This window comes from Bacillus sp. 1780r2a1, assembly GCA_024134725.1.
In the GTDB taxonomy this organism is placed as follows: domain Bacteria; phylum Bacillota; class Bacilli; order Bacillales; family Bacillaceae_H; genus Priestia; species Priestia aryabhattai_A.
On the sequence record CP099863.1, the window covers coordinates 2,329,237 to 2,353,050 of the forward strand.

The 23,814-nt window shown below is 36.4% G+C and carries 25 protein-coding genes; 8 read left to right on the plus strand and 17 right to left on the minus strand.

The annotated features are described in order from the left end of the window. Positions 1 to 231: 231 nt before the first annotated feature. From NIZ91_11810 to NIZ91_11820, 3 genes are all read right to left on the minus strand, one after another. The gene (locus NIZ91_11810) at positions 232 to 717 is read right to left on the minus strand and encodes a DedA family protein (protein ID USY53444.1); all 486 of its coding nucleotides are present in this window, start codon (positions 715 to 717) and stop codon (positions 232 to 234) included. A 193-nt stretch (positions 718 to 910) separates the two neighbouring features. Beyond that, the gene (locus NIZ91_11815; GenBank protein USY53445.1) at positions 911 to 2,314 is read right to left on the minus strand and encodes a rhodanese-like domain-containing protein; all 1,404 of its coding nucleotides are present in this window, start codon (positions 2,312 to 2,314) and stop codon (positions 911 to 913) included. An 83-nt stretch (positions 2,315 to 2,397) separates the two neighbouring features. Next, positions 2,398 to 2,772: a sulfurtransferase gene (locus NIZ91_11820; protein ID USY53446.1), complete on the minus strand. Its 375-nt coding sequence runs from the start codon at positions 2,770 to 2,772 to the stop codon at positions 2,398 to 2,400. A gap of 261 nt (positions 2,773 to 3,033) precedes the next feature. Between NIZ91_11820 and NIZ91_11825 the strand changes: the two genes are divergently transcribed. Beyond that, positions 3,034 to 4,020 carry a sodium:calcium antiporter gene (locus NIZ91_11825; protein USY53447.1) on the plus strand — a complete coding sequence of 329 codons (987 nt, stop codon included), beginning with the start codon at positions 3,034 to 3,036 and terminating at the stop codon, positions 4,018 to 4,020. A 35-nt stretch (positions 4,021 to 4,055) separates the two neighbouring features. Here the strand turns inward: NIZ91_11825 and bioA are convergent, their stop codons facing one another. From bioA to NIZ91_11860, 7 genes are all read right to left on the minus strand, one after another. After that, positions 4,056 to 5,414, minus strand: a complete 1,359-nt coding sequence (gene bioA / locus NIZ91_11830; protein USY53448.1) for an adenosylmethionine--8-amino-7-oxononanoate transaminase — start codon at positions 5,412 to 5,414, stop codon at positions 4,056 to 4,058. Beyond that, entirely contained in the window at positions 5,414 to 6,094 is a 681-nt protein-coding gene (bioD, locus tag NIZ91_11835) for a dethiobiotin synthase (GenBank protein USY53449.1), read from the minus strand. The genes bioA and bioD overlap by 1 nt, the downstream gene beginning before the upstream one ends. Positions 6,095 to 6,109: 15 nt before the next feature. After that, entirely contained in the window at positions 6,110 to 8,020 is a 1,911-nt protein-coding gene (bioF, locus tag NIZ91_11840; protein ID USY53450.1) for an 8-amino-7-oxononanoate synthase, read from the minus strand. After that, positions 8,007 to 8,540, minus strand: a complete 534-nt coding sequence (locus tag NIZ91_11845) for a hypothetical protein (protein USY53451.1) — start codon at positions 8,538 to 8,540, stop codon at positions 8,007 to 8,009. Before NIZ91_11845 ends, bioF begins: the two co-directional genes overlap by 14 nt. Positions 8,541 to 8,682: 142 nt before the next feature. After that, positions 8,683 to 10,056: a ferrous iron transporter B gene (locus tag NIZ91_11850; GenBank protein USY53452.1), complete on the minus strand. Its 1,374-nt coding sequence runs from the start codon at positions 10,054 to 10,056 to the stop codon at positions 8,683 to 8,685. Further along, the gene (locus NIZ91_11855; protein USY53453.1) at positions 10,025 to 10,750 is read right to left on the minus strand and encodes a 50S ribosome-binding GTPase; all 726 of its coding nucleotides are present in this window, start codon (positions 10,748 to 10,750) and stop codon (positions 10,025 to 10,027) included. Before NIZ91_11855 ends, NIZ91_11850 begins: the two co-directional genes overlap by 32 nt. After that, positions 10,743 to 10,994: a FeoA domain-containing protein gene (locus NIZ91_11860; protein USY53454.1), complete on the minus strand. Its 252-nt coding sequence runs from the start codon at positions 10,992 to 10,994 to the stop codon at positions 10,743 to 10,745. The genes NIZ91_11855 and NIZ91_11860 overlap by 8 nt, the downstream gene beginning before the upstream one ends. A gap of 391 nt (positions 10,995 to 11,385) precedes the next feature. Here NIZ91_11860 and NIZ91_11865 point away from each other — a divergent pair, with 391 nt between their 5' ends. The 3 genes from NIZ91_11865 to NIZ91_11875 are packed head-to-tail and all read left to right on the plus strand — an operon-like array spanning position 11,386 to position 14,558. Beyond that, a complete protein-coding gene (locus tag NIZ91_11865) occupies positions 11,386 to 12,654 on the plus strand; it encodes a glycosyltransferase (GenBank protein USY53455.1) in 1,269 nt (422 codons plus the stop codon). A gap of 15 nt (positions 12,655 to 12,669) precedes the next feature. After that, positions 12,670 to 13,314, plus strand: a complete 645-nt coding sequence (locus tag NIZ91_11870) for a TetR/AcrR family transcriptional regulator (protein USY53456.1) — start codon at positions 12,670 to 12,672, stop codon at positions 13,312 to 13,314. 2 nt (positions 13,315 to 13,316) lie between these two features. Next, the gene (locus NIZ91_11875) at positions 13,317 to 14,558 is read left to right on the plus strand and encodes an MFS transporter (protein USY53457.1); all 1,242 of its coding nucleotides are present in this window, start codon (positions 13,317 to 13,319) and stop codon (positions 14,556 to 14,558) included. 370 nt (positions 14,559 to 14,928) lie between these two features. Here NIZ91_11875 and NIZ91_11880 read toward each other — a convergent pair whose 3' ends face one another. From NIZ91_11880 to NIZ91_11890, 3 genes are all read right to left on the minus strand, one after another. Then, positions 14,929 to 15,084 (minus strand): hypothetical protein, encoded by a 156-nt coding sequence (locus tag NIZ91_11880; protein USY53458.1) that lies wholly within the window; start codon positions 15,082 to 15,084, stop codon positions 14,929 to 14,931. 179 nt (positions 15,085 to 15,263) lie between these two features. Beyond that, positions 15,264 to 16,304 (minus strand): NAD(P)-dependent alcohol dehydrogenase, encoded by a 1,041-nt coding sequence (locus NIZ91_11885; protein ID USY57157.1) that lies wholly within the window; start codon positions 16,302 to 16,304, stop codon positions 15,264 to 15,266. Between the two features lie 185 nt (positions 16,305 to 16,489). Further along, on the minus strand, positions 16,490 to 16,969 hold the full coding sequence (locus NIZ91_11890; GenBank protein USY53459.1) for a cyclophilin-like fold protein: 480 nt from the start codon (positions 16,967 to 16,969) through the stop codon (positions 16,490 to 16,492). A gap of 353 nt (positions 16,970 to 17,322) precedes the next feature. On the opposite strand from NIZ91_11890, the gene NIZ91_11895 reads away from it, so the two are divergent. Both NIZ91_11895 and NIZ91_11900 read left to right on the plus strand, forming a co-directional pair. Next, the gene (locus NIZ91_11895) at positions 17,323 to 17,868 is read left to right on the plus strand and encodes a TetR/AcrR family transcriptional regulator (protein ID USY57158.1); all 546 of its coding nucleotides are present in this window, start codon (positions 17,323 to 17,325) and stop codon (positions 17,866 to 17,868) included. A 423-nt stretch (positions 17,869 to 18,291) separates the two neighbouring features. Further along, positions 18,292 to 18,837: a hypothetical protein gene (locus NIZ91_11900; protein USY53460.1), complete on the plus strand. Its 546-nt coding sequence runs from the start codon at positions 18,292 to 18,294 to the stop codon at positions 18,835 to 18,837. Positions 18,838 to 18,953: 116 nt separating this feature from the next. On the opposite strand, the gene NIZ91_11905 is transcribed toward NIZ91_11900, so the two are convergent. From NIZ91_11905 to NIZ91_11920, 4 genes are all read right to left on the minus strand, one after another. Further along, positions 18,954 to 19,364 carry a hypothetical protein gene (locus NIZ91_11905; protein USY53461.1) on the minus strand — a complete coding sequence of 137 codons (411 nt, stop codon included), beginning with the start codon at positions 19,362 to 19,364 and terminating at the stop codon, positions 18,954 to 18,956. 335 nt (positions 19,365 to 19,699) lie between these two features. Then, entirely contained in the window at positions 19,700 to 20,341 is a 642-nt protein-coding gene (locus tag NIZ91_11910; GenBank protein ID USY53462.1) for a DUF2306 domain-containing protein, read from the minus strand. Between the two features lie 3 nt (positions 20,342 to 20,344). Continuing rightward, a complete protein-coding gene (locus NIZ91_11915; protein ID USY53463.1) occupies positions 20,345 to 21,484 on the minus strand; it encodes a cysteine desulfurase in 1,140 nt (379 codons plus the stop codon). Between the two features lie 20 nt (positions 21,485 to 21,504). After that, positions 21,505 to 22,134: a rhodanese-like domain-containing protein gene (locus NIZ91_11920; protein ID USY53464.1), complete on the minus strand. Its 630-nt coding sequence runs from the start codon at positions 22,132 to 22,134 to the stop codon at positions 21,505 to 21,507. A 254-nt stretch (positions 22,135 to 22,388) separates the two neighbouring features. Here NIZ91_11920 and NIZ91_11925 point away from each other — a divergent pair, with 254 nt between their 5' ends. Next, positions 22,389 to 23,039: a TetR/AcrR family transcriptional regulator gene (locus NIZ91_11925; protein ID USY53465.1), complete on the plus strand. Its 651-nt coding sequence runs from the start codon at positions 22,389 to 22,391 to the stop codon at positions 23,037 to 23,039. A gap of 608 nt (positions 23,040 to 23,647) precedes the next feature. Further along, entirely contained in the window at positions 23,648 to 23,767 is a 120-nt protein-coding gene (locus NIZ91_11930) for a DUF4023 domain-containing protein (protein ID USY53466.1), read from the plus strand. The last annotated feature ends 47 nt before the right edge of the window (positions 23,768 to 23,814 follow it).

Consider the following 23,814-nt stretch of genomic DNA (forward strand, 5'->3'; position numbering starts at 1 on the left):
ATCAGAATAGCAGGGTTGAAACAGACTTATCCGACATTTCATGCACACTTATGTAGGTTTTTCTTTATGATCTTATGTAAAGAATATACAGGCCTAGTTAACATACCCCTTCAAATAACTAAAAACAAACCCCCTTTGATGCCCAAGGGAGTTTTTGCAATCTTCTTTTATCATTTATGTAGCCTTTTAGACAAGGGTAAATGTGGTATAAATGTGCTTTTTGCATTATACCTACTGAATAACCCCTACCATCTTTCCAAACGTAATAAATACAAAACACCACAAAAAGGCACCTATGGCCGCAAAAGCAATATACGTTTTAATCTTCATTTTACCAATGCCAGAAAAATAGCACATCAAGTGCCTAACCCCTGGGATAAAATAGCCTAAAATGATTGAATAGGGCCCATACTTTTTCATCCACTTTTCAACTTGGATCATTCGCTTTTCTTTCAAACCGACCCACTTGCCGTACTTATCAATAAATGGCCTCCCAGCTTTTCTTCCAATCATATAGCTGATCATCATCCCTAGAAGCGAACCAAAAAAACTGATGATAATAGCAGCTCCGTAGTTAATAAGATCTGTATTGGTGAAATAGCCTACCGTCGTCATCATAACCTCATCAGGAATAGGTAGCCCAACAATCCCCAAAGTTAGCATGAGAAAAATGGCCAGATAGCCATATGTCATAATAAAGTCTTGCATCACTTGCATATTTATTATCTCCTATTTGTTCCGTCTTTATCTTGTAGTATGTATGAAACTTCCACATTTTTATTATATAGTCAAAAAAATCTATCTACTTTATTGTAGATTAAAAGTGAATAGTTTGAAACATTAAATTTTAGTACATACTAAAAAACCGCTATGCGTATCAATCTCTATAACGCATAGCGGTTTGTTTAGCTTATTCTTGAATCTCCTGTTTCCACTGACTATATCCACCTGTTAAATTGTAAACGTCCGTTATGCCTTTGGATTGAAGAAGGCTAATCGCAATCGCAGAACGAACACCCGAACCACACTGAACAATTAGCGGACGCTGAGCTGGCACCTCATCGATTCTATCTAGCAAGGTTCCAAGCATAATGTGAGTGGCGCCTTCGATATGACCTGTTTTCCACTCTTCTAAGCTTCGAACATCCAGTACTTGTGCTTTGTTTTGATCAAGCATGTTTTTTGCTTGTTTAGGAGTAATGTTTTCATAAGACTGCGTAGTAGAAGCTTCTACTACTGCTTTTTTTGCATCATAATAGCCAACCAGCTGATCAATCCCAACAGAATGTAACACTTTTTCAAGTTCACCAATCTGTTCATCTGCTGTTAGCACATATAATGGATGGTCATAATTCACAATCCAGCCGGCCCAATTTGCAAATGAATTGTTAAATGGAATATTAATCGTTCCTTCTACGTGACTTTCAGCAAATTCCGCTGCGCTTCTTGTATCAATTACTTGGTACCCTGCTTGAATTTGTTTTTCTACTTCGGCTACATTTGCTAGCTTCTTAACCTTTGGAAGCTTTGATAAGCTGTTTGCCCCTACTTTGTTCACTTTTTTCATCACTGCAAAATATTTAGGTGGCTCTGGCTGACCATCTAACAAAGCTTTTACAAACGCTTCTTTTTCCTCATGCTGTAGCGCCCAGTTAAAGCGTTTCTCATACCCCACAGTTGAAGAAGGCACGGCACCCAGAGCTTTTCCGCAAGCGCTTCCTGCTCCGTGTCCAGGCCAAACCTGCATAAAATCAGGAAGCTCTTTAAACTTTTGAAGAGATTCAAACAATTGATATCCGCCTGACTGTGCTGTTCCCTGTGCACCCGCTGCTTTTTCTAATAAGTCCGGGCGCCCGACATCTCCCACAAACACAAAGTCTCCTGTGAAAACACCCATTGGTTCATCTACTTCGGCCCCGCCGTCTGTTAACGTAAACGAAATGCTTTCCGGCGTGTGTCCAGGCGTATGCACTACACCAAATGTTAGATTCCCAACCTTAAACTCGTCCCCACCTTTTAGCAATTTATGAGATAAATGATCAATGTTTTGATACTTCCAGTCTGCGTCTCCTTCATCTGATACGTATAACGTAGCCCCTACTCTTTCAGCTAACTCACGACCTCCAGACACAAAGTCAGCATGAATATGGGTTTCTAAAGCACCAATGATTTTCATTCCATTTTTTTCTGCTTCTTCAATATATGGTTGAATATTTCGAGCAGGATCTACAACAATAGCTTCTTTTGCAGCTTGACACCCTACCAGATAAGAAGCCTGTGCTAATTTTTCATCATAGAAATATTTAAGTAACATATCCATTCTCCTTTACGTTCAGTGCTTTATCATTAATTTCCATTCACCTTACCCCATTAGGTATATGAAAATGTATGCTAAGCTTATGCTCCACAGCCAACTAGCTCTACTTCTCTTTTACAAGGGCAAGTAGCTAGATAATAGCTTGTAACGGTATATCCTTTTTGGCGTAAAAAGCGAATTCCTAAGTGTAGTTCTACTTTATCTTGTGCAATGATGTGGATGTGTTGGTCTGGTATGTCAGAATAGAAACGTTTTAAATACGCATAAGGAATGTTCATTACGTTTAGATTTTCACCTTCGGTTCTTTCATTATAATTACGAATATCCACACATAGTAGTTTATCTTGTATCCCTTTACAGTTCTTAACGCATTGAACACCTTTAACGGGATAATAACGCCTATACACGACAGCTCCTAAAATAAGTATCAGAGCACTTACCGCTAAATAGCCCATTAAACACACCGCCTTTTCATTAATCTATACCCACACTATATACCCCTATAGGTATATAGTCAAGTGTTAAAATCACGAAATTTTCCCCTTCGAAATTAATTTCCCCAGCGCACCTTCAACTAAACAGTTTTTTTCACTTCTATTACTTATTCAATTTCACTTTTCAGCACACACTAAAGAGAGCTGTTGCGTGCTTGATTTTACTATACTTGATATGATGTTAACGACTCTTAAGATTTAATATAGAAAGGATTGCTTTTATTGGTATTTTTAGCATTTGGTATTTCAGCTGCTATTACGGTGTTTCTAGCCATTCGATTATCTATTTATGCAGATACTATCGAGCGAAAATCTGCTTTAAGCGGCGTACTGATTGCTCTTTTACTGGGTGGAGCCACATCATTACCAGAGATTACAACAAGCGTTACGTCCATTATTATTTCAAACCCTGATTTAGCTGTAGGAAATGTTCTTGGAAGTAATTTATTTAACGTGATGATTTTAGCTACGTTAGATTTGTTTTTTCGAAAGCACGAAATTATGACCTATGCTAGCAAAGAAAATCGATATACTTCTTTGTTGACCATTTTTCTCTCTTTTTTAGTTGCAGCTTCTTTATTCTTTAACATTCCTTACCATATTTTTGGAGTTGGAATTGATACTGTTATTTTAATTATCGTCTACTTTATAGGCGTGAAAATCATTTCTACCTATGCAGCAGAGCATAGTGAAGGAGAGAAACAGGAAGAAAATCTTCAAGATAGAGGGCCAACTTTAAAAAGAGCCGTTGTTGGCTTTTCCCTAGCAGCAGTGTTTATTATGGTCTTTGGAAGTATTTTAACGATTTCAGGTGATCGTATCGCTGTTATTACAGGTTTAGGCGCTTCCTTTGTTGGTTCTTTTTTAGTTGCAGCCAGCACGTCACTTCCTGAAGCCGTTTCTGTTGCTATCGCTATTCGCTTAAAAAATTACAAGTTAGCGATTGGTGGAATCGTCGGAAGTAACTTATTCAACTTATTAATTTTAGCAGGAACAGACGTCTTTTATCGCAAAGGCGCACTGTTAAGCGCAGCCAGCAGCAGTCACTTATATACAATTGTTGCGTCAATGATACTCATCTCCATTAGCCTGTTTTCAATGTCCAGAAAGAACATCACGTCTTCATGGTTTTATGTTATTCCATCAATTTTAATTATTGCCTGTTACTTTATAGCAAGCTATATCATCTACTTAAACTCAGCCACATAAAAGCCGCATGCATATGCATGCGGCTTTTGCTCTTTTCAACCTATTACTTCGTTAATAGCGTTTACGCAGCTATTAATAGCTTCGTCTAGTTCTTCTTCATCAATAGTTAAAGGTGGATTAAAGTATAGAACATCCCCTAGTGGACGCAGGATGAGTCCTTTCTTCAGCGCTGCTTTGTAAATTTGATAACCAATTCGATGTTCTGAGCTAAACGGTTCTTTCGTTTTCTTATTTTTCACAAGCTCAACAGCATGTATTAATCCTATGTCACGAATTTCACCAACATGAGGGTGGTCTAATAACGCTTCATTTATTCTTTTATTTAAATAAGCTGCTCGAACGGATGCCTTTTCTAACACTTTATCATGCTTCAGAATATTCACCACCGCTAAAGCTGCAGAGCACGCTAATGGGTTACCGCTGTAGGTGTGGCTGTGCATAAAAGCTTTTCCTTCTTTATATTCTGCATAAAATGCTTTATAAATTTGATTACTCGTAATAGTAATCGCCATCGGCATATAGCCCCCGGTGAGTCCTTTTGAAATACACATAATATCCGGCGTAATCTCCGCGTGATCGCATGCAAACATCTTGCCCGTTCGTCCAAAACCCGTTGCAATCTCATCAGCGATTAACAGTACACCATACTCATCGCATAACGCTCTTAGCTTTTGAAGATAGCGAGGTGGATATATCCTCATTCCAGCTGCTCCTTGTAAGATAGGTTCTACAATCATCGCACACGTTTCATGACCATGCTTTTCAAATGCTTTTTCTGCTTGTACAAAGCATTCGACCTGACAGGAATCTCTTGTTTTTCCGTAAGGACATCGATAGCAATCTGGCGCTTCAATTCGAATTGTATCCATCAGCATTGGATTGTAAATTTGCGCATATAAGTCTAAGCTCCCCACCGATAAAGCACCAATCGTTTCACCATGATAGCCGTCTGTGAAGCACATAAACCTTGTTTTTTCTTTATGACCAGTTTGATATTGGTACTGAAACGCCATTTTCAATGCGCATTCCACAGCCGCTGAACCGTTATCAGAGAAGTTAAATTTGCTTAGTCCTTCAGGAATAATTTCCATTAGCGATTCACACAGCTTAATTGCAGGCTCATGCGTAAAGTTGGCAAAGATAACGTGCTCAAGGCGGTCAAGCTGATCTTTAATTTTATCGTTAATGATGGGATTGCAGTGACCTAGAAGATTGCACCACCACGAACTCACAACATCTAAATAAGAATTTCCTTCCGTATCATATAAGTACACGCCCTCTCCTTTTTCAATAACAATAGGCTTAAGTTCTTCATAGTCCTTCATTTGTGAACAGGGATGCCAAATATATTTTAAGTCTTTTTCCACTAAGTTCATGTTTTCAATTCTGTTCATTATGCAAACAGCTCCGCTACTTTTTCTGCTTTCATTGCAAGCTCTGTATCATTTTGCTTCACCAAGCCGATTACTGAAACACCTGTTAGTACTTCCACCATTCTTTGATTGTCTTCTTCCATAATGTTTCCTTCATGTGAACGGTTAAAAATAATTCCTTTCACTTCAATATCGCGCGCTCTCAAGTATTCGATTGTCAATACGGTTGCGTTTATCGTCCCAAGTCCCGCATCTGCAATCACAATCGTAGATAAGTCTAGCTCTTTAACGATATCCTCCAGCAAAATATGCTGATCATCCCAGCGAATCGGACAAAGAATTCCTCCGCTCCCTTCAACTGCTACATAGTCATACTTAGCCTTAGCCCTTTGGTAATCTGTCTTAATAACCTTAATATCTACAGGATTTCCTTCAAGGTTAGCAGCCAAATGAGGCGACACGGCTTGCTTATAAATATAAGACACCGTATTTTCTGGTTTCTCATGAATTCCTGCGGTTTCAAGCACGTGCTTAGCATCTCCTGGAATTAATTGTGCGTGCTCTACTTTTGCTCCGCTAAGCGCAGGTTTATAATAACCGCACTCATAGCCGTTTTCACGGAGTTTTTTCACAAGCAAACCCGTTACATATGTTTTTCCAACATCTGTTCCTGTCCCAGTAATAAATAAGCCTTTCCCCATAATTTCTTCTACCTCCTATACGTTGCCAATGTACTTTTTAATTAAGCGAGCTGCTTCTGAGAGTTCTTCCTTTGAATGATTAGCCATTAGTGATACGCGAAGACGTGCACTTCCTTTAGCAACGGTTGGATATCGAATCGCTGAAATAAAATAGCCCTTTTGAAGAAGCTTCGCTGACACATTCATTGCTACTTGTTCATCTCCCACAATAATTGGAAAAATTGCTGAATGTGAATGCGCAGGAATTTTATTTTGCTGTAAGCACTTATTAAAATAAGCAATATTATTCTGCAATTTTTTTAATAGCGTGTAGTCGTTCATTACTATTCTCAGTGCTGCCAGAGACGACGCAATTGTTATCGGTGATAGCGAAGTGGAAAAGATAAAACTTCGTGCTTTATTTTTCAAGTATTCTATGAGCAGCTTATTCCCACATACAAACCCACCTTCACTACCGAGCGCTTTGCTAAGGGTTCCCATGATAATGTCTGGCTTTTGCTTCAGTTGAAAATGTTCGCAAATTCCGCGACCGCGCTCGCCAAGAACACCCGTTGAGTGAGCCTCATCCACCATTGAAAATAAACCGTACTGATTCGCTAAACGCATCAGCTCAGGCAAGTTGACAATGTCTCCATCCATGCTGAAAACCGCATCGCTCACAATTAAACCATTCTCACAGGGATGAGCTAGAATTTTCTCTTCTAAATCTTTCATATCATTATGCTTGTATACAACGGTTTTCGCTTTGCTAAGGCGACAGCCGTCAATAATGCTTGCGTGATTTAGCTCATCGCTAAAAATGACGTCTCCTTCAGAAAACAAAGATGAAATAACACCAATGTTCGCCATGTAACCCGTATTAAACACAAGCGCTTCTTCTGTTTCTTTAAATTCCGCAAGCGCTTCTTCTAGAAGACGATGAAGTGAAGTAGTACCTGTTGTTAATCTAGATCCGCCTGAACCAACGCCGTACGCTTCACCCATTTGAAGCACATAACGTTTTATATCCGAATGGTTACATAAATTTAGATAGCTGTTTGAAGCAAGCATTACATACTCTCGGTCATTCATCTTGACACGAGCATCTTGTGCACTTTGAATTTCTTTAAGAGATCTGTAAAGATGATTTTTTTGCAAAAAGTCTAGGTCTCTTTTTACTTTTTTCCATTTATCTCCCTGCTTAGCTTTATTTAATCTTGATTCGTCGCCTATATGTACAACTGCTGTTTGCTTTTCTAAATAGGTAATTGTTGCACTCACGCTACTGTCGGATTGGCGATATAAGAAGATGCGACCACCACAGTGGCTTCCTTTCTCTTTTAGCTTTGTAATTCGAACGTAACCAATCTCTTTGGCAGCGACGTAGCCCGTAACGTATTCAGGGTCATCAGAGATACAAATTTCACCAATAATATTGGGCGCATGGGCTACTTTTGTCGCTAATACAAGCGCTTCTTGAAAATGATTTTTCTTTTTCAGGTCTTCTTGAAAGCAGTCATGGTTGGCATCCATATACGTTGCTCGAATTCCTCGTTCTTGATTTGGCTCTATACGCTTCATTGTATCAACGTCTAATAAGATTGCGCCGCGCATAGAAGAACATGAACCCAGCATTTCAATGATTTCATCAGCTTGTTTTAAACCTAAATCGGAAAGCAGCTTTTTTGCTTCTTCTATCCCTTCCTGATGATGAGTAACTTCTACTGTTGTAACGGGTAAAGCGTCTAAATGTTGAATATCACCTGGCTGTATGGTTTCGACTTTAATCGTAACTTCATCTGCTTCGCCTTTGGAATGATGGAGTGCTCTATGTAATAAAGCATTGGTATAGGTAGGTAATTGACTTTCATTTACCAGTTTCTCCGCTCCCGAAAGATGACCAACATTACGATTAGAAGCTCTCATCTTCAAGCTAAACAGATTCATACTTTCTCGTTCCTCCTTTTTTCTCACTATCTACAACAAATTCCTGAAAAATCGTTGACTTCATATTTCTTTTTATAATGGGATACATAATACCTGATGAAATAGCTGTGAAAATCATTCCCGGCAAAGCGGCAAGCAGCAACACCGTCACATCAACGCCCATTACAGCTGCTAATACGTAGCGAGCAGCGATTGTTCCTAAAGGCCCTGCTACAATCACAACGACTAACGCTGTACCAAATATGCCAATGATTCCTCCAGCTACTAGCCGAAAGATCATGGCAACTAAAACATGGATCAGCGTATGGGTCCCTAGTAGCAAGCTTATAATACTGGCAATAATTCCTGCGCAAAAATAACGTTTAAACCCGAACGTAGCGGCAATAACGATAGCGATGGGCGCCGAAAGCTGAAACTCTGTCCCAACGAAAGGTGACGGAATTTTAAACATTCCGCTTATCGCAATTAACACGGCAAGCATTGCCATCAGCGTTATTTCTTTTGTTTTACTCGTCTTCAATACCTCATCTCCTTTCCAAGATTATGAAAATAGTTTATAACAATCTATCATTTATGTAAACTTAAAATAAAAATAAGTTAACATATAACTTAAAGAAAAACAGATGCTATAGCACCTGTTTTTCTTTAAATAGTTAGGTTCTTTATATCCAACCCATGAGCTTAGCCGTTTGAAATACAATGAATGGTACGATAATAGCAAGAGCTGTGGGAATTAAAAAGGCAAAAAACGTCCATTTTTTACTTTTGGTTTCTTTATATATGTTTAATAACGTTGTACCGCAAGGATAATGAAGCAGTGAAAATAACATTACGTTTAGCGCTGTTATCCAAGTCCAGCCTTGATCGATAAAGATTTGCTTTAAATCTACCAGGTTATCAACTTCAGTCAGTGCTCCCGTCGACAAATATCCCATTAACAAAACGGGTAAAACAATTTCGTTAGCCGGTAGTCCTAGAATAAACGCAAGTAAAATGTAGCCATCTAATCCAAGCATCCGAGCAAATGGATCTAAATACCCTACTAAATGCTGCAATACGCTTGCGTCACCTATATGAATATTAGCAATAATCCACGTTAAAACAGCGGCAGGAGCGGCTACTTTCACCGCTCGAACTAACACTGTCCAAGACTTGGTTAAAGAAGAGCGTACGATGGTGTCAAAAAACTTTGGACGACGGTAAGGTGGCAGTTCTAACGTATAGTGAGTTGGCACGCCTTTTAATAACGTTTTTGATAATAGCCATGATACCAAAAACGTAACAATAATACCAAATAGCACAAGCCCCACAAGTACTGCTGTTGTAACAAGAGGTTTCAATCCACTCGCTACGTTAGCTGCCATAAATAAAGAGGCTAATACGATGAGCGTCCCCCACCGGCCGTTACAAGGTACAAAGTTGTTCGTTAAAATTGCAAGCATTCGCTCTCTCGGAGACTCAATAATACGTGAAGACATTACGGCAGCTGCGTTACAGCCAAATCCCATTGCCATCGTTAATGATTGCTTCCCATGAGCGCCTACTTGTTTGAACAAGCGGTCCATGTTAAACGCAACTCTTGGAAGATAACCATAGTTTTCGAGAAGAGCGAACGTTGGGAAAAAAATGGCCATTGGAGGTAGCATAACGCTAATAACCCACGTCGAACCACGATATAATCCTAAAACTAAGACGCCGTGCAGCCAATCCGGAGCGTTGACGGCATTAAAGAATGCTGTTATATATCCTTCGATATAAGAAAAGAAAGACGCTAACAGTGAAGAAGGTACGTTCGCGCCGGCAATAGTGATGTAAAAAATGATCCCTAGCATCGCAATCATAATCGGAAAACCCCAAATAGGCGACGTGAAGATTTGATCTAGCTTTTCTGTTTTTTTATCTGTTTTTGTTTTATTATACGAAACGCTTTCGCTACAAAGCTCTCGACTTCTTTTATAAAGATGATGCACAATGTCATCTCGAAGTTCTTCCGATGAAAGACCTTTAGCCTCTGAGTATATGCTGTTGATATCCATGCTGTGTTTCTCCTCCTTCTCCTAAACGACTCGTCAATTCTTCCATTAGCGACATATCTCCGTCTAATAATCTTAAAGCTACCCAACGCGCAGAAAGGTGATTAATATCTAAACGTAAAAGCTTTGACTCTATCTTGGCTATTTTTTCTTCAATTTGCTCACTATAGACTGTCTGAACAGGCTGACATTCAATGACTCCAGCGATAACGCGATCAATCGTATCAAGCAGAACATTAAACCCAACTTTATTTCGCGCAGAAAGCTTAATGACTGGTACCCCAGTTCGTTTCATCAAAATTTTTTCGTTAATTTTAATTCCTTTTCGCTCTGCTTCATCAATTAAATTGACGCAGATGATAACATTCTTTGTCATCTCCATCACTTGCAGTGCTAAATTGAGATTTCTCTCTAAGGACGTTGCGTCTACCACAACAAGCGTAATATCGGGCTGTTCAAACAAAATGTAATTTCGTGCTACCTCTTCATCAGCCGAGTTTGAAAACAGTGAGTACGTCCCTGGCAAATCGATTAGTTTATATTTTTTATCTTTATGTGTAAACGACCCTTCTGCCATTGAAACGGTCTTCCCAGCCCAGTTCCCCGTATGCTGTTTTAATCCTGTCAATGCGTTAAATAGCGTGCTTTTTCCAGTGTTTGGATTACCTGCTAAGGCAATTCGATATGCACTATTCATGATGAACTAAATCCCCCTCGATTAATTTGCTTTCTTCTTTTCTAAGCGCAATGATTGTTTGGCTCACTCGAAACGCAATCGGATCTCCAAGCGGACTCTTTTTTACCACTTCTACAAGTGCACCTGGTACAAAACCTAAATCTAATAGCCTTCTTCTCATGGTTCCTTCTAATAACAAGGATGTAATTTTTATTACGTCTCCTTTCAATCCTTGGCTTAATAAAACTTTTTTAGATTTGTACATGTATATTTCCCCTTATCTAATATTTTTCCCTAATGCAAATTCAATGCTATACTATGCCCGCATTTCAAAATTGTCAAATATATTGTTTACTATGTCTTATCTTTTTTAAATAACCAAAGTACAGAAACATTCAAAGACACAAACCCTCGAACATTTTTTAATATATTTTCTGTTTGTACTCCTTACACTTGATTCCATTCGTTTATATCACTGTTTACATGACTAATAATAGAAATCACTTAGAGGTTTATAGACATCTCTCCTTCTTTTTAAACACTCATCACATACAAAAACGACAATATTGTCATTTTTATATTGACAGCCATATCTTAATAATTTATATTTATAAAAACGACACAGTTGTCGTTTATTTATAAAGGAGGCTTTACACATGCTAATTACAATGTTATCTACAGGTACACGTGGAGATACTCAGCCATTTATCGCGTTAGGTCTTGAGCTTAAAAAGAAAGGATTTAAAGTACGCATTGCAGCGTCTACATCTTATCAACAACTTGTTGAAAGCTATGGGTTTGAACATGCTCCTCTCCGTGGAGACATTAATAAAATTCTTGAAAGTGGCGTTGTAAAAGATTCAGATAGCCCTTTTAAATTTTTTACAAGCCTTAATTTTAAAAACGATGAGTTGACTGAGTTAATGATTGGTGGTCAAGAAGACATGCACAAAGCTTGTGAAGGTGCTGATGCAATTGTTTACCACCCTGGCGCTACCATCGGCTACTTTGTAGCAAAAGAAATGGGCATTCCAAGCATATTAGCTTGTCCATTCCCTATGACACCAACTAAAGAATATCCTGCTATCTTGTTTTACGACCGACTTCGACTTGGAAAAGCTTATAATAAATTAACGCACAAAGTTTTTGAGACTGGATTTTGGAAAATGGCCAATACTGGACTTAAAAAGTACTGGACTCGCCAATATGGTCAGCTGCCTACAGCGTTTTCAAATCCTTATCCAAAACAGCGTACAGAAACGCACCCAACCATTCTTTCGCTAAGCCCAAGCGTGTTTTCAGTTCCAAAGGATTGGCCGCAACACGTTCATTCGTTTGGCTATTGGTTTATTGAGGACCATTCTACTTACCAGCCATCAGAAGAGTTAGCAACATTTCTAAACGAAGGTTCTCCTCCTATTTATGTAGGGTTTGGAAGCGTAGGAGACAAAAAGAATGCAGCTCAAGCAACAGATTTAGTATTAAAAGCTCTTAAAAAGAATGGAAAACGCGGGATTATTAATGCCGGCAGTGGAATGGAAGAAAGACAAAACTCAAAAGATGTTTTATTTGTTAAAAGCGTTCCTCATGAGTGGCTGTTTCCTCAAATGGCAGCTGTTGTTCATCATGGAGGTGCTGGAACCACTGCTGCGGCACTTCGCTCTGGAGTTCCCCAAATCATTATTCCTTTTGGAAACGATCAGTTCGCTTGGGGAAAAAGAATGAATGAGCTTGGAGTTGGTGCAGAGTCTATTCCGCGTAAGGAATTGACAGCTGATAAGCTAGCAAACGCCATTGCATTTACTCAAACAGATATCGTATTAAAGAAAGCGAAAGAGCTTGGTAGTCGTGTCCAAAAAGAAAAGGGAGCCGAGAAAAGCGCAGAGCTTATTATTCAAGCAATAAACACTTTCTATCAACGCTAAAGGAGCGAATATATTATGCCTAAAGTGAGCCAAGAATATATTGAAAAAAAGAAAGCAGAAATTTTAGATGTTGCCCGAAAGGTATGTAATGAAAAATCCATTCATGACGTATCAATGAGGGATATCGTCATCGCAACTGGCATGAGTCAAGGTGGCGTTTATAAATACTTTGCGAACATTGATGAAATATTTAGCGGTTTATTAAACGAAGAAACGCTAAATAGCCAAGTGAAAGCCAAAGTGGATGAAATTTATGCTAGTGATGTTACTCCTGTTCTGAAGCTTGAGAAGTTTTTATTCTATATTGGTGAATATATGGAACACTCTCTACTCAACAAGGGGACCATTTTTTATAAGCTTATGGATTTATATTCTAGATATCCAGACCGGTATGAAAAAGTAAAAGACCAGCTTCATGAAGTGTCTAACTTGGAATATTTACAGAAACAATTTCAGCGTTTCTTAACAAAAAATATTAGCGAGAATGTCTTCAATCCATCACTTTCAATTGAAAACGTCGTCACATTGATTACAACTTATCTATCTGGCGTTATAAATGAAATCAACGTTGGAAATAAAGCCGTACAGGAGATGTCTGCCGAAATAAAGGTTAAAGTGCACGTCTTATTTCTAACGCTTAGAGATTTATTGGTGAAATAGCCATGAAGAAATTTAGTCAAGATTTTAAAATTCTTGTATTTGGTCAAATCATATCCATTTTTGGTGCTTCCATTTTAAGATTTGCCTTATCACTCTATGTTCTTGATTTAACGGGTTCCGCTACAATATTCGGAACCATTATGGGGCTTTCAGTAGTCCCTACTATCTTTCTATCGCCGATCGGAGGCGCTATTGCCGATCGCTTTGATAAGAAAAAGATGATGGTTATTCTCGATTTCTGTAGCAGTGCCTTAATTATTATCTTTGCAATCATGCTGTTAAGCGGAAACGTAACGGTCCTTTCGATCGGTATCCTTTTAATGGGATTAACGTTAATTAGCTCTATGTATCAGCCCGCTGTTCAATCCAGCATCCCTGTGCTTGTAACTAATGAACAACTGTTAAAGAGCAACGGCATCATTTCTGGGGTCATGTCGATGGCTAATTTCGTCGGCCCTATCGTTGGAAGCTTATTATACAGCTTTATGGGGATTAAAATAATTGTAATCGCAAGCGCATTACTGTTTTTACTAGCTGCTGTCATTGAGCTATTTATGAAGATTCCTTACGAAAAAAGACCACCTGAACCCTTCGTACAGATGGTAACAAAAGATCTTAAGCAAGGAGCTTTTTACATTATTCGCGAAAATCGCTTTATTTTAAAGAGTATAATCGTTTCATTTGTTGTGAGCTTGTTTATTGCTCCTATGTTTTTTGTAGGATTACCTTATATGATTAAAGTTCTTTTCAACATGCCTGACACCTTCTTTGGCTTTACTCAGTCTGGCATTTCCATTAGCATTATCTTTTCAGCTATGACCATTGGGCTTTTAAAAAGCAAAATCAGAAGTGATAACCTCTATTTATGGGTTCTTGGCTGTGCGGGGATCTACTTTGGGATGGCTCTTGGAACAAGTGGCCTCGTTGAAAGTTCATTCACCAAATATATCGTTGTAACGATAAGCTCAATGCTCGTCATGTTTGCCTTAACCGTCATTAACATTTATTTGAATACAATTATTCAAGAAAAAACGCCAAAAGATTTGTTAGGAAAAGTAATGTCTATCCAAACCGCAGCGGCTACAACAGCTGTACCAATTGGGCAAATTTTATTTGGATTTTTAGTAGATTCATTCTCTGCTACTATTTATCTATTAATTGTAATAGTCGGGATCTTCACACTCATCATTAGCTTCATGGTTAAACAAGTATATAAAGTCAAAAATGTTCAAAGAGCCGTTTAAGTATAAAATCAATTGGAAGGTACTGTATGATGACTATAAATATAATCAAGAAAAGCATTATTTTGTTACTAAGTATTCTGCTCATTCCAATAAGCATAGGCGTAGTTTTTGGTGGAGGATATATTGCCATTTCACTACTAAGAGGGATTCCCTTCAACGAATCTATCAGTCAGCTAACTTACTTTAGCGAAGGAATTCAGCCTTATTTTAAATACGTAATGATCGTTTCGTTAGTGCCACTAGCGATCAAACTATTAAAATCGAATAGAAAGAAAAGAGGATTGTAAACGAATAGAATTGCGACTTATTCGTAAACCGAAGTTGTTGCCCTGTAATTTATAGTGCGTTAAGCCCCTAGTATAATGGGGACTTAACGCTTTTTTATAAAAGTTGATATCTCTTGAGCTGATAGGTTTCTATAGTTATCTTTCGTTACGTATTCGTAAATAAAAATGATTGCAATAAAGATTTCCAGTAAGAACAGCAACGTTATAATTCGTTTTACAATAGCTTTTGATTTCACCATAAATACCTCCTTTAGCTTCTACTATAGCAAAAAAGGTTATTTTTGGTATTTTATAATTATAAACATTTGAAGATATAAACACATAATGAAGCATATATACACTGAAATACATTGAACAAAAAACAAACAAGCCTCAAAAACATAGTTTTGAGGCTTGTTAAATAAAGAAACTTTTTCTGTTACATCGTACTTGTATCAATAACAAAACGATACTTAACATCTGAAGCTAGTACTCGCTTGTACGCTTCGTCAATTTCGTCAGCTGAAATGACTTCAACCTTTGGAACGATTCCATGTTCTCCGCAGAAATCTAGCATCTCTTGAGTTTCGCGAATACCTCCAATCATTGACCCCGCAAACGAGCGACGATGACCGATTAACGACATCACGTTCAGCGATAGCGGCTCACCTGGAGCACCTACATTGACTAGCGTACCGTCTAGCGTAAGTAGTGAAAAATAAGCATCCATATCAACTTTTGCGCTTACTGTGTTGATAATTAAGTCAAACGAACCGCTAAGCTTTTTAAACGTTTCAGGATCGTTTGTAGCATAATAATCTTTCGCTCCAAAGTTCAACCCGTCTTCTTGTTTGTTTAGAGTTTGTGACAGCACGGTAACTTCAGCTCCCATAGCGCTTGCGATTTTAACAGCCATATGCCCTAAACCACCCATTCCTACGATAGCAACTTTCTTTCCTGGACCAGCTTCCCAACGGTTTAGCGGAGAGAATGTGGTGATACCTGCACATAGTAAAGGTGCTGCAGCGTCAAGCTCAATGTTGTCAGGAATTTTTACAACAAAGTCTTCCACGACTACAATATGCGTTGAGTAACCACCTTGAGTAGGTTCACCGTACTTATCAACTCCAGCATAGGTAGGCGTCATTCCATTTAAGCAATACTGCTCTTCTCCCTGACGACAGTTTTCACATTCGCCGCAGGAATCTACCATACACCCAACTCCTACGCGATCACCAACTTTGTATTTTGTTACTTCCGTTCCAACATCCGTTACAATCCCAGCAATTTCATGACCTGGCACAAGCGGATAGTTCACATCTCCCCATTCACCGTGCGCAGTATGAATATCAGAGTGACAAATACCTGCGTATTTAATTTCAATTAACACATCGTGTGTGTCTAAGCTGCGTCTTTGAATCTCAGTTGCTTTAAATGGTTTATCTGGGCCATGTACGGCACGTGCTTTAGCAGTAATCATCATTATTACCTCCATAGATATAAAATGTGTATTTGTTCTGATAAAACGAGTATACTTACAGATTTTTCAGTTATTAAATTGGTAGCCTATAAATTAAATAAGGCTTGTAAAACGTTATACCCTCATGTCTCGGTAAATAAAACGTTTAAACTCTTTGAAAGATGCTTCTACTTGAAAAGCTTTTACTATTTTAGCCTCTCAACCCTTACTTCTCCTTGAAGCTTTGGTATACTTTCAAGACCTGACTCTACTTCTCCAAGCTTAATAAGACCACTTGAGTAGCTGAAATCTTCATAGAAAATGGCTAAATTACCCCATGGAGCATAATACGTCACGTCTCCAACACGAGGTTCAATACCAGAAGGGGCTCCTTCTTCGGATAGTTGGCGAGGTGGATTACTAACTTTTTCCTTTCTAGCATAATCCTTAAATGCTAAAGTGAGCGGAAGCAGTTCTAGAAAATCTCTGCTCGTTGAATTGTCATTCATTTTCACAATAAGTTCTTCGTTATGAACGCTTAGCTTAATTTTCATCTCTTCCATAACACTTTCCTCTTTTTTCTCACTTACGTTCGGCAAATTACTTTTATGCTGCAAATCTGATTCATTGCTGCATGCTGTCCCTCCTAAAAGCAGAAGCGGAATAACGAATATCCTCCTGAACATATTAGTCACCCCTGTTATCTCCCTAAAAATCTTGTAATCGTTTTAATGATGAACATATAAAGAACAAACTCAAGATATCTTTTCATCATAAGTTGATTAATCAACATCTGTTTATTATTATGAAAGAGAAATGTTATCTCTTCAATAGTTAAAATAAGAGGATTTGTGGTTTAATCAACAGTTTAACTAGATTTGTTCATTATGATCTAATTTTTTTATTATGACAGATCATTTAATCTAATTTATAAACAAATAAATCATCATTAATTAATCAACACCTGTTTATTATCATAGACAAAAGATGATTACGTGTGTAACATTGCATATATCAAGAAAGGTGTGTGAATATGCTCATGCCAAAAGTAGATAGAAGAATTCTTAAAAGTCAAGAAGCTATCAAAAATGCTTTAATTGAATTAATGGCCGAAAAAAGCTTTGATAAAATTACGATTAAAGATATCTCTGATCGAGCGAACCTTAACCGGGGAACCATTTATCTTCATTACATAGATAAATTTGATTTACTAGATAAAATTATGGAAGAACATATCCTTAACATGGCGAATGTTTGTGAATCAGCAGCGGATATGGATTGGGTGCAATCAACCGTTCATTGTATGGAATACTTGGAAGAAAACTATTTATTTTTCTCTACAATGCTGGCAAGCGAAGGTGCTCGGTACTTTCGCAGTCAATTCTTAAAATTCAACATTCAAGAGTTCAGAAAAGAAGTAGATATTACTAAGGGGAAAAATAACGGTCAAAACGAAGAGATTGTTGTTCAATTTGTAGCGAATGCATACGTAGGTATTGTGGAATGGTGGTTAAAAAATGAAATGCCTTCCCCTCCTCACGTAATGGCTGAAAAAGTTGGAGAATTAATTGAGCGTGTTGTTTAAATCGTAAAGAAGTTGTTTCTTAATTGAAATGACTTCTTTTTTAATGGCTTTTTTACGTTACTACTTAAGAATTTTTATGATTTTCTTTAACTTTAATGGCAAAGCTTATTCCTAAACTTTCATCAACTTTATGGATAAATTTTAGAAACATTTATTCATAAAAAATGTTGAAAAAGAGATACTATACAAAAATGATAAAGGTGGTTACATTAACAATGTATTACAAACGCGATAGCAAATTAATTTTTCTTATAGTGATAGGTGTTGTATCAATTTTATCAACATTTGCTCAAACTCTTTGGTTAAAAAATGATTTAGAAAACCTAGAAAAACGAACTCTAAAAAAGTAACGATTAAAGATAATTCTCTCATAGTCACAACTGAAGGAATTATGTTACTAGATAACATTGAAAGGAAAAATTAATGACTAATACAACACTTATCTACGACACGTATTTTGAAAAACAAAGACAGCTCAATGATGAAAAACTTCAGATATGGATGGATTACACATTATTTAGTTGGAGATGGTGGTTAGGTGTATTTCTCATTCTTTTATTGATTGGCTTTTGGATAAAATTTAGAAAAAAAGAAAGTACAGATCGATTGTTATATGCGGGACTTTTCGTTGCTATTTTTTCCTCATTTCTTGACATGATTGGAGATTTTTTAGGACTTTGGGATTATCGATATGAAGTTTTTCCGTTAACTTCTAACTACTTGCCTTGGGATTTAATTTTGCTTCCTATTTCAATGATGTTCTTTATACAGGTAAAACCTCAAATCAGTCCTATTATAAAGGCAGTAGTTTATTCTACATTATCTTCTTTTATTGGCCTTCCTCTTCTTAATTGGATTGGTTTATATAAACCTCTAGATTGGAAATATCTTTATTCGTTTCCCATTTTAATTATCATTTACTTAGCCGGCTCGTATATAGCTTCCAGAAAAGATTTTGAGAAAATATAGATAAGCCTTAAAAACACTTTAGTTTGTATAGGTTATTATTTCTTTAACAAGGATAAGTAAAAAAGCAGTGTACATCCCATACACTGCTTTTTATTACATAACTATATAAAACACTATTATAGAGCTGGAGATACAGTTGTGCCAGTAAACGTAAGTGGTCCAATGACATTTGCTTGTGTTAACAATGCATTTAATCGTTGAGCTGTCAAAGTGTAAGTGTGATACCCTATCGGAGCATTTATATCAATAATATTAAATGTAGCAAGTCTAAGTTCATTTACGGCTAATGTGCTAACGTCAACAGAACCAATAATATTGCCATTTCGAAGTACGTTTATAATAACATTTGGCAATCCTAAAAATGACTGAATACCTGCAGTTCCTTTTAGCACAACATTAGAACCTTCTTTATCAACAGACAATTCAAACTCACCTAATATAACGGTTGAACTGCTGGGAATGGAGATATTTAAACTATCGCTAAAATTACTTGGAACACTTGAATTGAAATCAGAAACAACTTTCAATTGCGCCTCTCCTTTGAACAGATAAAAATAGTCTTACTTTATATGTTATGCTTTATTATTTCAATAGCTTGGACTTCTTTTATAATTTGGTTAAAAATCAACTATCGCCTTAGAATTTAATACTTTAACTTTTTCATTTGCTTATAGCATGTATTACATCTTATCTCTGTTTTATGTTGTAAAAAATCAACTTCGTTCTATAACATTTGAGTTTTCCCCCTTTATAGAAGGGGCTCTTTTCAAACTAATTTCACAATATTTTTTACACATCACTGTATAAATATAATGATAAACACACTCTCATTTAATTAAAATTGTATATTAGTCTACATACGTTATGTTAATGAAGGCTTTTTCCTTGCATTCTCTTTAATAATTAACACTATGAACTGAGCAATTAGCAAGTTTACTATCCAACTTATAGATACAGCTACCTGATAGGATAAAATGTAATCAAGCTGGAGGGCTTTATTTAACAATAAAGTCACAACGTATATAGTTGTATTAGCTAATGTTAAGGAATAACTTCTGATCATCCATTCCTTGTGCAATTGAATTCGTTTAGCTTTAATTGTCCGATATGCTTGATACGTCGTGTAAAACCAAGCGACATTCAAACATATAAACCCGATTGTACTAATTAGTCCTCCAGTAGCATAAAAAGAAACGAACAAACCTGGAAAGAAGTTTATGAAGATGCTGATTATATAAACCTTTCCTACTGTACGATGGATAACTTTATTTTTAGAACGTGTACTTTTTAAAAAAGCAATAGGTCCTATTATCAATGCTAGTAAAGATAAAACGATATGCAATCGTAAACAAATTAACCATATACTATTTTGTAATAAGTCTAAGGAGCCTTTATACTGTAGAAACTTTGTAAAGGTAGGATCTACAATAAAGTTTTTAGAGAATGTATGACCAAACCAAGCAACAGCTATAAAAAAAGTAAGTACGATTAGCAGCTTTTTCATACTTTAAACCTCTGCCTTAGAAAAAATCTCGCGGATTAAAGCGAATAAAAATGACTCAACTTCTTCAAGCGTATTATGAGTTGAAAAACTAACTCTAATGGCACTATTTGCAATACCTTTATTTAATCCACATACTGTCAATACTCTTGAAGGATTAGCATTACTTGAAGAACAAGCTGAGCTTTTCGAGACGAATATTTGATATTTTTCTAAGGAGCGTATTAAATCATCTGATAATATACCTTCAATTGAAAAATTAATAATATGAGGAGCATTATTATTCTCTGTAGAACTATTAATATGGCAGTTAGGTATATCTCGTAAACCAGATAAGAGATGATTTTTAAGACTATTTAAATAGCTGTTATTTCTCTCTATATGTTCACATTGTTTTTCCATCGCTTTACTCATAGCTACTATGCTTGCTACATTTTCAGTTCCAGATCGTTGTCCATATTCTTGACCACCTCCCACTAGCAGTGGCGGTAAATATACCCCTTCTCGAACATATAAGATACCAGCTCCTCTTGGGCTGTGAAATTTATGAGAGGATAATGATAAAAGATCAATATTCCAATTAGTAATATCAATATCAACTTTCCCAAACGCTTGTACTGCGTCTACATGAAAAGTAATAGCGGGATAATTCTTTAATAATTCTCCAATTTCTTTAATGGGTTGTATACTCCCTAACTCACTGTTAACATGCATGATCGATACAAGTATCGTATCTGAACGGATGGCTCTTTTTAGTTCTTCGATGTTAATATGCCCTGTTTTATTCACAGAAAGATAAGTAACAGAAAAACCCCATTCCTCCAACTGCTTACATGTATTATAGACGGAAGCATGTTCCACACTGGTTGTGATGATATGCTTTTTTTGATTTATATACTGAAGAGCTATACTCTTAATTGCTGTATTATTACTTTCTGTTCCACTTGAAGTGAAAACAATTTCTCTAGGTCTTACACCTAAACAATCGCTGCAAATATTTCTAGCCTCTTCTAATGTAACAGATGCTTTTCTTCCTAAACCATGAATAGATGAGGGATTTCCCCCATAGTTTTTAGTTGTATTAAAAAAACATTCTAAAACATCCTTATCTGGAAATGTTGTAGCACTATTATCAAAATAAATCATATCTTTACTCCCCCTAGTCTCTATTTACGTAATTTATTTAATAACTTAAAAGTTCCTTCAATTACAGGTACAACAAAGCCAGCTCCCTTCCACCCTAGTAGTCCACCCCTTAAATCGTAAGTTTTAAAGCCTCTTTCCTGGAGAAATTCACAAACATATGGGCTGCGGTAACCTGCTGTACAATACACAATATAGGTTTTTTCTTTTGACAAATCGTTAACTTTATGGGGAATTTCTTTCACTTCAATATTAATAGCATTCAAAATTAAATCATTTTTTATTTCGTGCTTCTCTCTTACATCTAGTAATTGTATGTTACTTGTAGAACTAACTAACTCTTTTACCTCTTTAGGGTTAAGGCTTTTTATCTCCTCGGAATTATTTATAGTTTCTTGATTTCTTTCCAAATAATTGGTTTTTTCTATTTTATACGAGTTAAAAATCGGAAATTTACTCATCAATTTTTGGGCTTCATTCTCCGCTTCTTCTCTTGTATTTCTCACTCCTAACACAGACCATTCTTTACTTTTTTTCATTTGTAAAGAAATCACATAACAATTTTTACTGCATTCTTCACACGCTTGATTATTCTCAAAACTTAAGCCGCTAACATCTTTCTTACATATAGTACAAAAACTAGTGGTGGACATAATGTACCTCCTAAAATTAAAACAAACAATTAAAACAACTGTTTTAATTTTATTTTTTACCTTCCTTAATGTCAATAGTCCTCACAAAACGTTCAAATTTTAGACTTTTATCAGTCTTTTAACAATTTTTTTATTTTCATCACACCTAAAGGATATATAGCATATTTAGACCTTATTTGAATGGTTTAAATGAAAGGTATATACTAATTAAAAATAAGCCAAATACATATTGATAATTAAGGGAAGGAAGAAAAATGAGTAAAAGAGAAGATAAAAAATTAAAAATTCTACAAGCTGCTGAACAGGCATATGTAGAGGAAGGATCCAATTTTTCTCTACGAACGATAACGCAGATAGCCAAAGTAAATGTAGCCGCAGTAAATTATTATTTTGGTTCAAAGACAAATTTAATGGAACTTATGGCTGAAAGAATTATTGGTCAACTAAACGCAGAACAACTTTCAAATTTAGCTACCTTGAAAAAAAGAAATAATCCTATATCAGTTGAGGACGTTGTTAAGTCATTTGCTGAGCCTTTTTTTCACCTCAATATCGGCAGTGAAAAAGAAAAAGTAAAGAAATCAAAAATGCTAGGACTACTCTTGATTGATACCAATGCTGAAATAAGATCTGTATTTTATAAAAAAACTCAAATTGTTGATTCTGAATACATGGAAATTTTGAAAAACCTTTTACCGCTTTTATCAACTCAAGAGTTATGCTGGAGATATAAACATATGATAGGACTAATTATCAATAATATCGGTGGATTTATTCCATTAGGGACTAACAACAATATCTCTAATGATGAAGTAGACAATAAAATAGTATTAGAATGGATTGTAACGTATATAACAGCAGCACTTTTAGCTCCACCCTCATCTCACAATTCCATACACAGTTAGAGACATTTATTAAGTAAGTATAGAAATGTTCTTTCTTCTCCATTAAAATAGGCTGTTGATAACACAATTTCTCAACAGCCTAGAATACAATGTCTTCTTCTAAACATTTTTATCTTGCTATTAATTCTTTGACTGACGACCCCCTGCTTTCTCTTCTTCTGTACAGAACCACTGCACGTTGTTCATTTTCTGATGGTAGTGGATACCAGTTGGAAAATGGTGAATTTTAGCGACCGTTAATGCTCTCAGTATATTTACTATTGCTTAGCACAGCCTAAAATTACTTTGTTTTTGTGCCAGCTGGATTATTACTAGAACTAGGCAATGGAACAATTATTTCTGCTGCGATCACCCTTCATCCAAACATTTACTCAATAGATGAATGTTTAGTTCACCCTCTAGCTTTTTTAATGTTCAGTTAATGGAACAGCCAAAGTATTATCCGCTAACACCTTCTTTCTCGGAATTCGCCACTTTTTTTAAATTATTCCCAGTTAGTTCTGCTTCTTAGGTGCTTTCAGACTAATTAATCCATCCATTAATTGCATGCATCAATCCTTTTGCTAAGGATAAAGTAAAAATGAGTTTTAAATTAAGGAGGTTTTCTTATGGATAATACAAATGAATTTGTAGAGAAATTACACCAAAAACAAGCTAAGGCGGAGCAGAACGAAAAGCGTCAAGGAAAAGCTCATGCAAGTCGTAAATTACCTAATAAACAACACTAACAAGAAGAACATAAAATAGGCTGCTGAGTACTTTCATCTCAACAGCC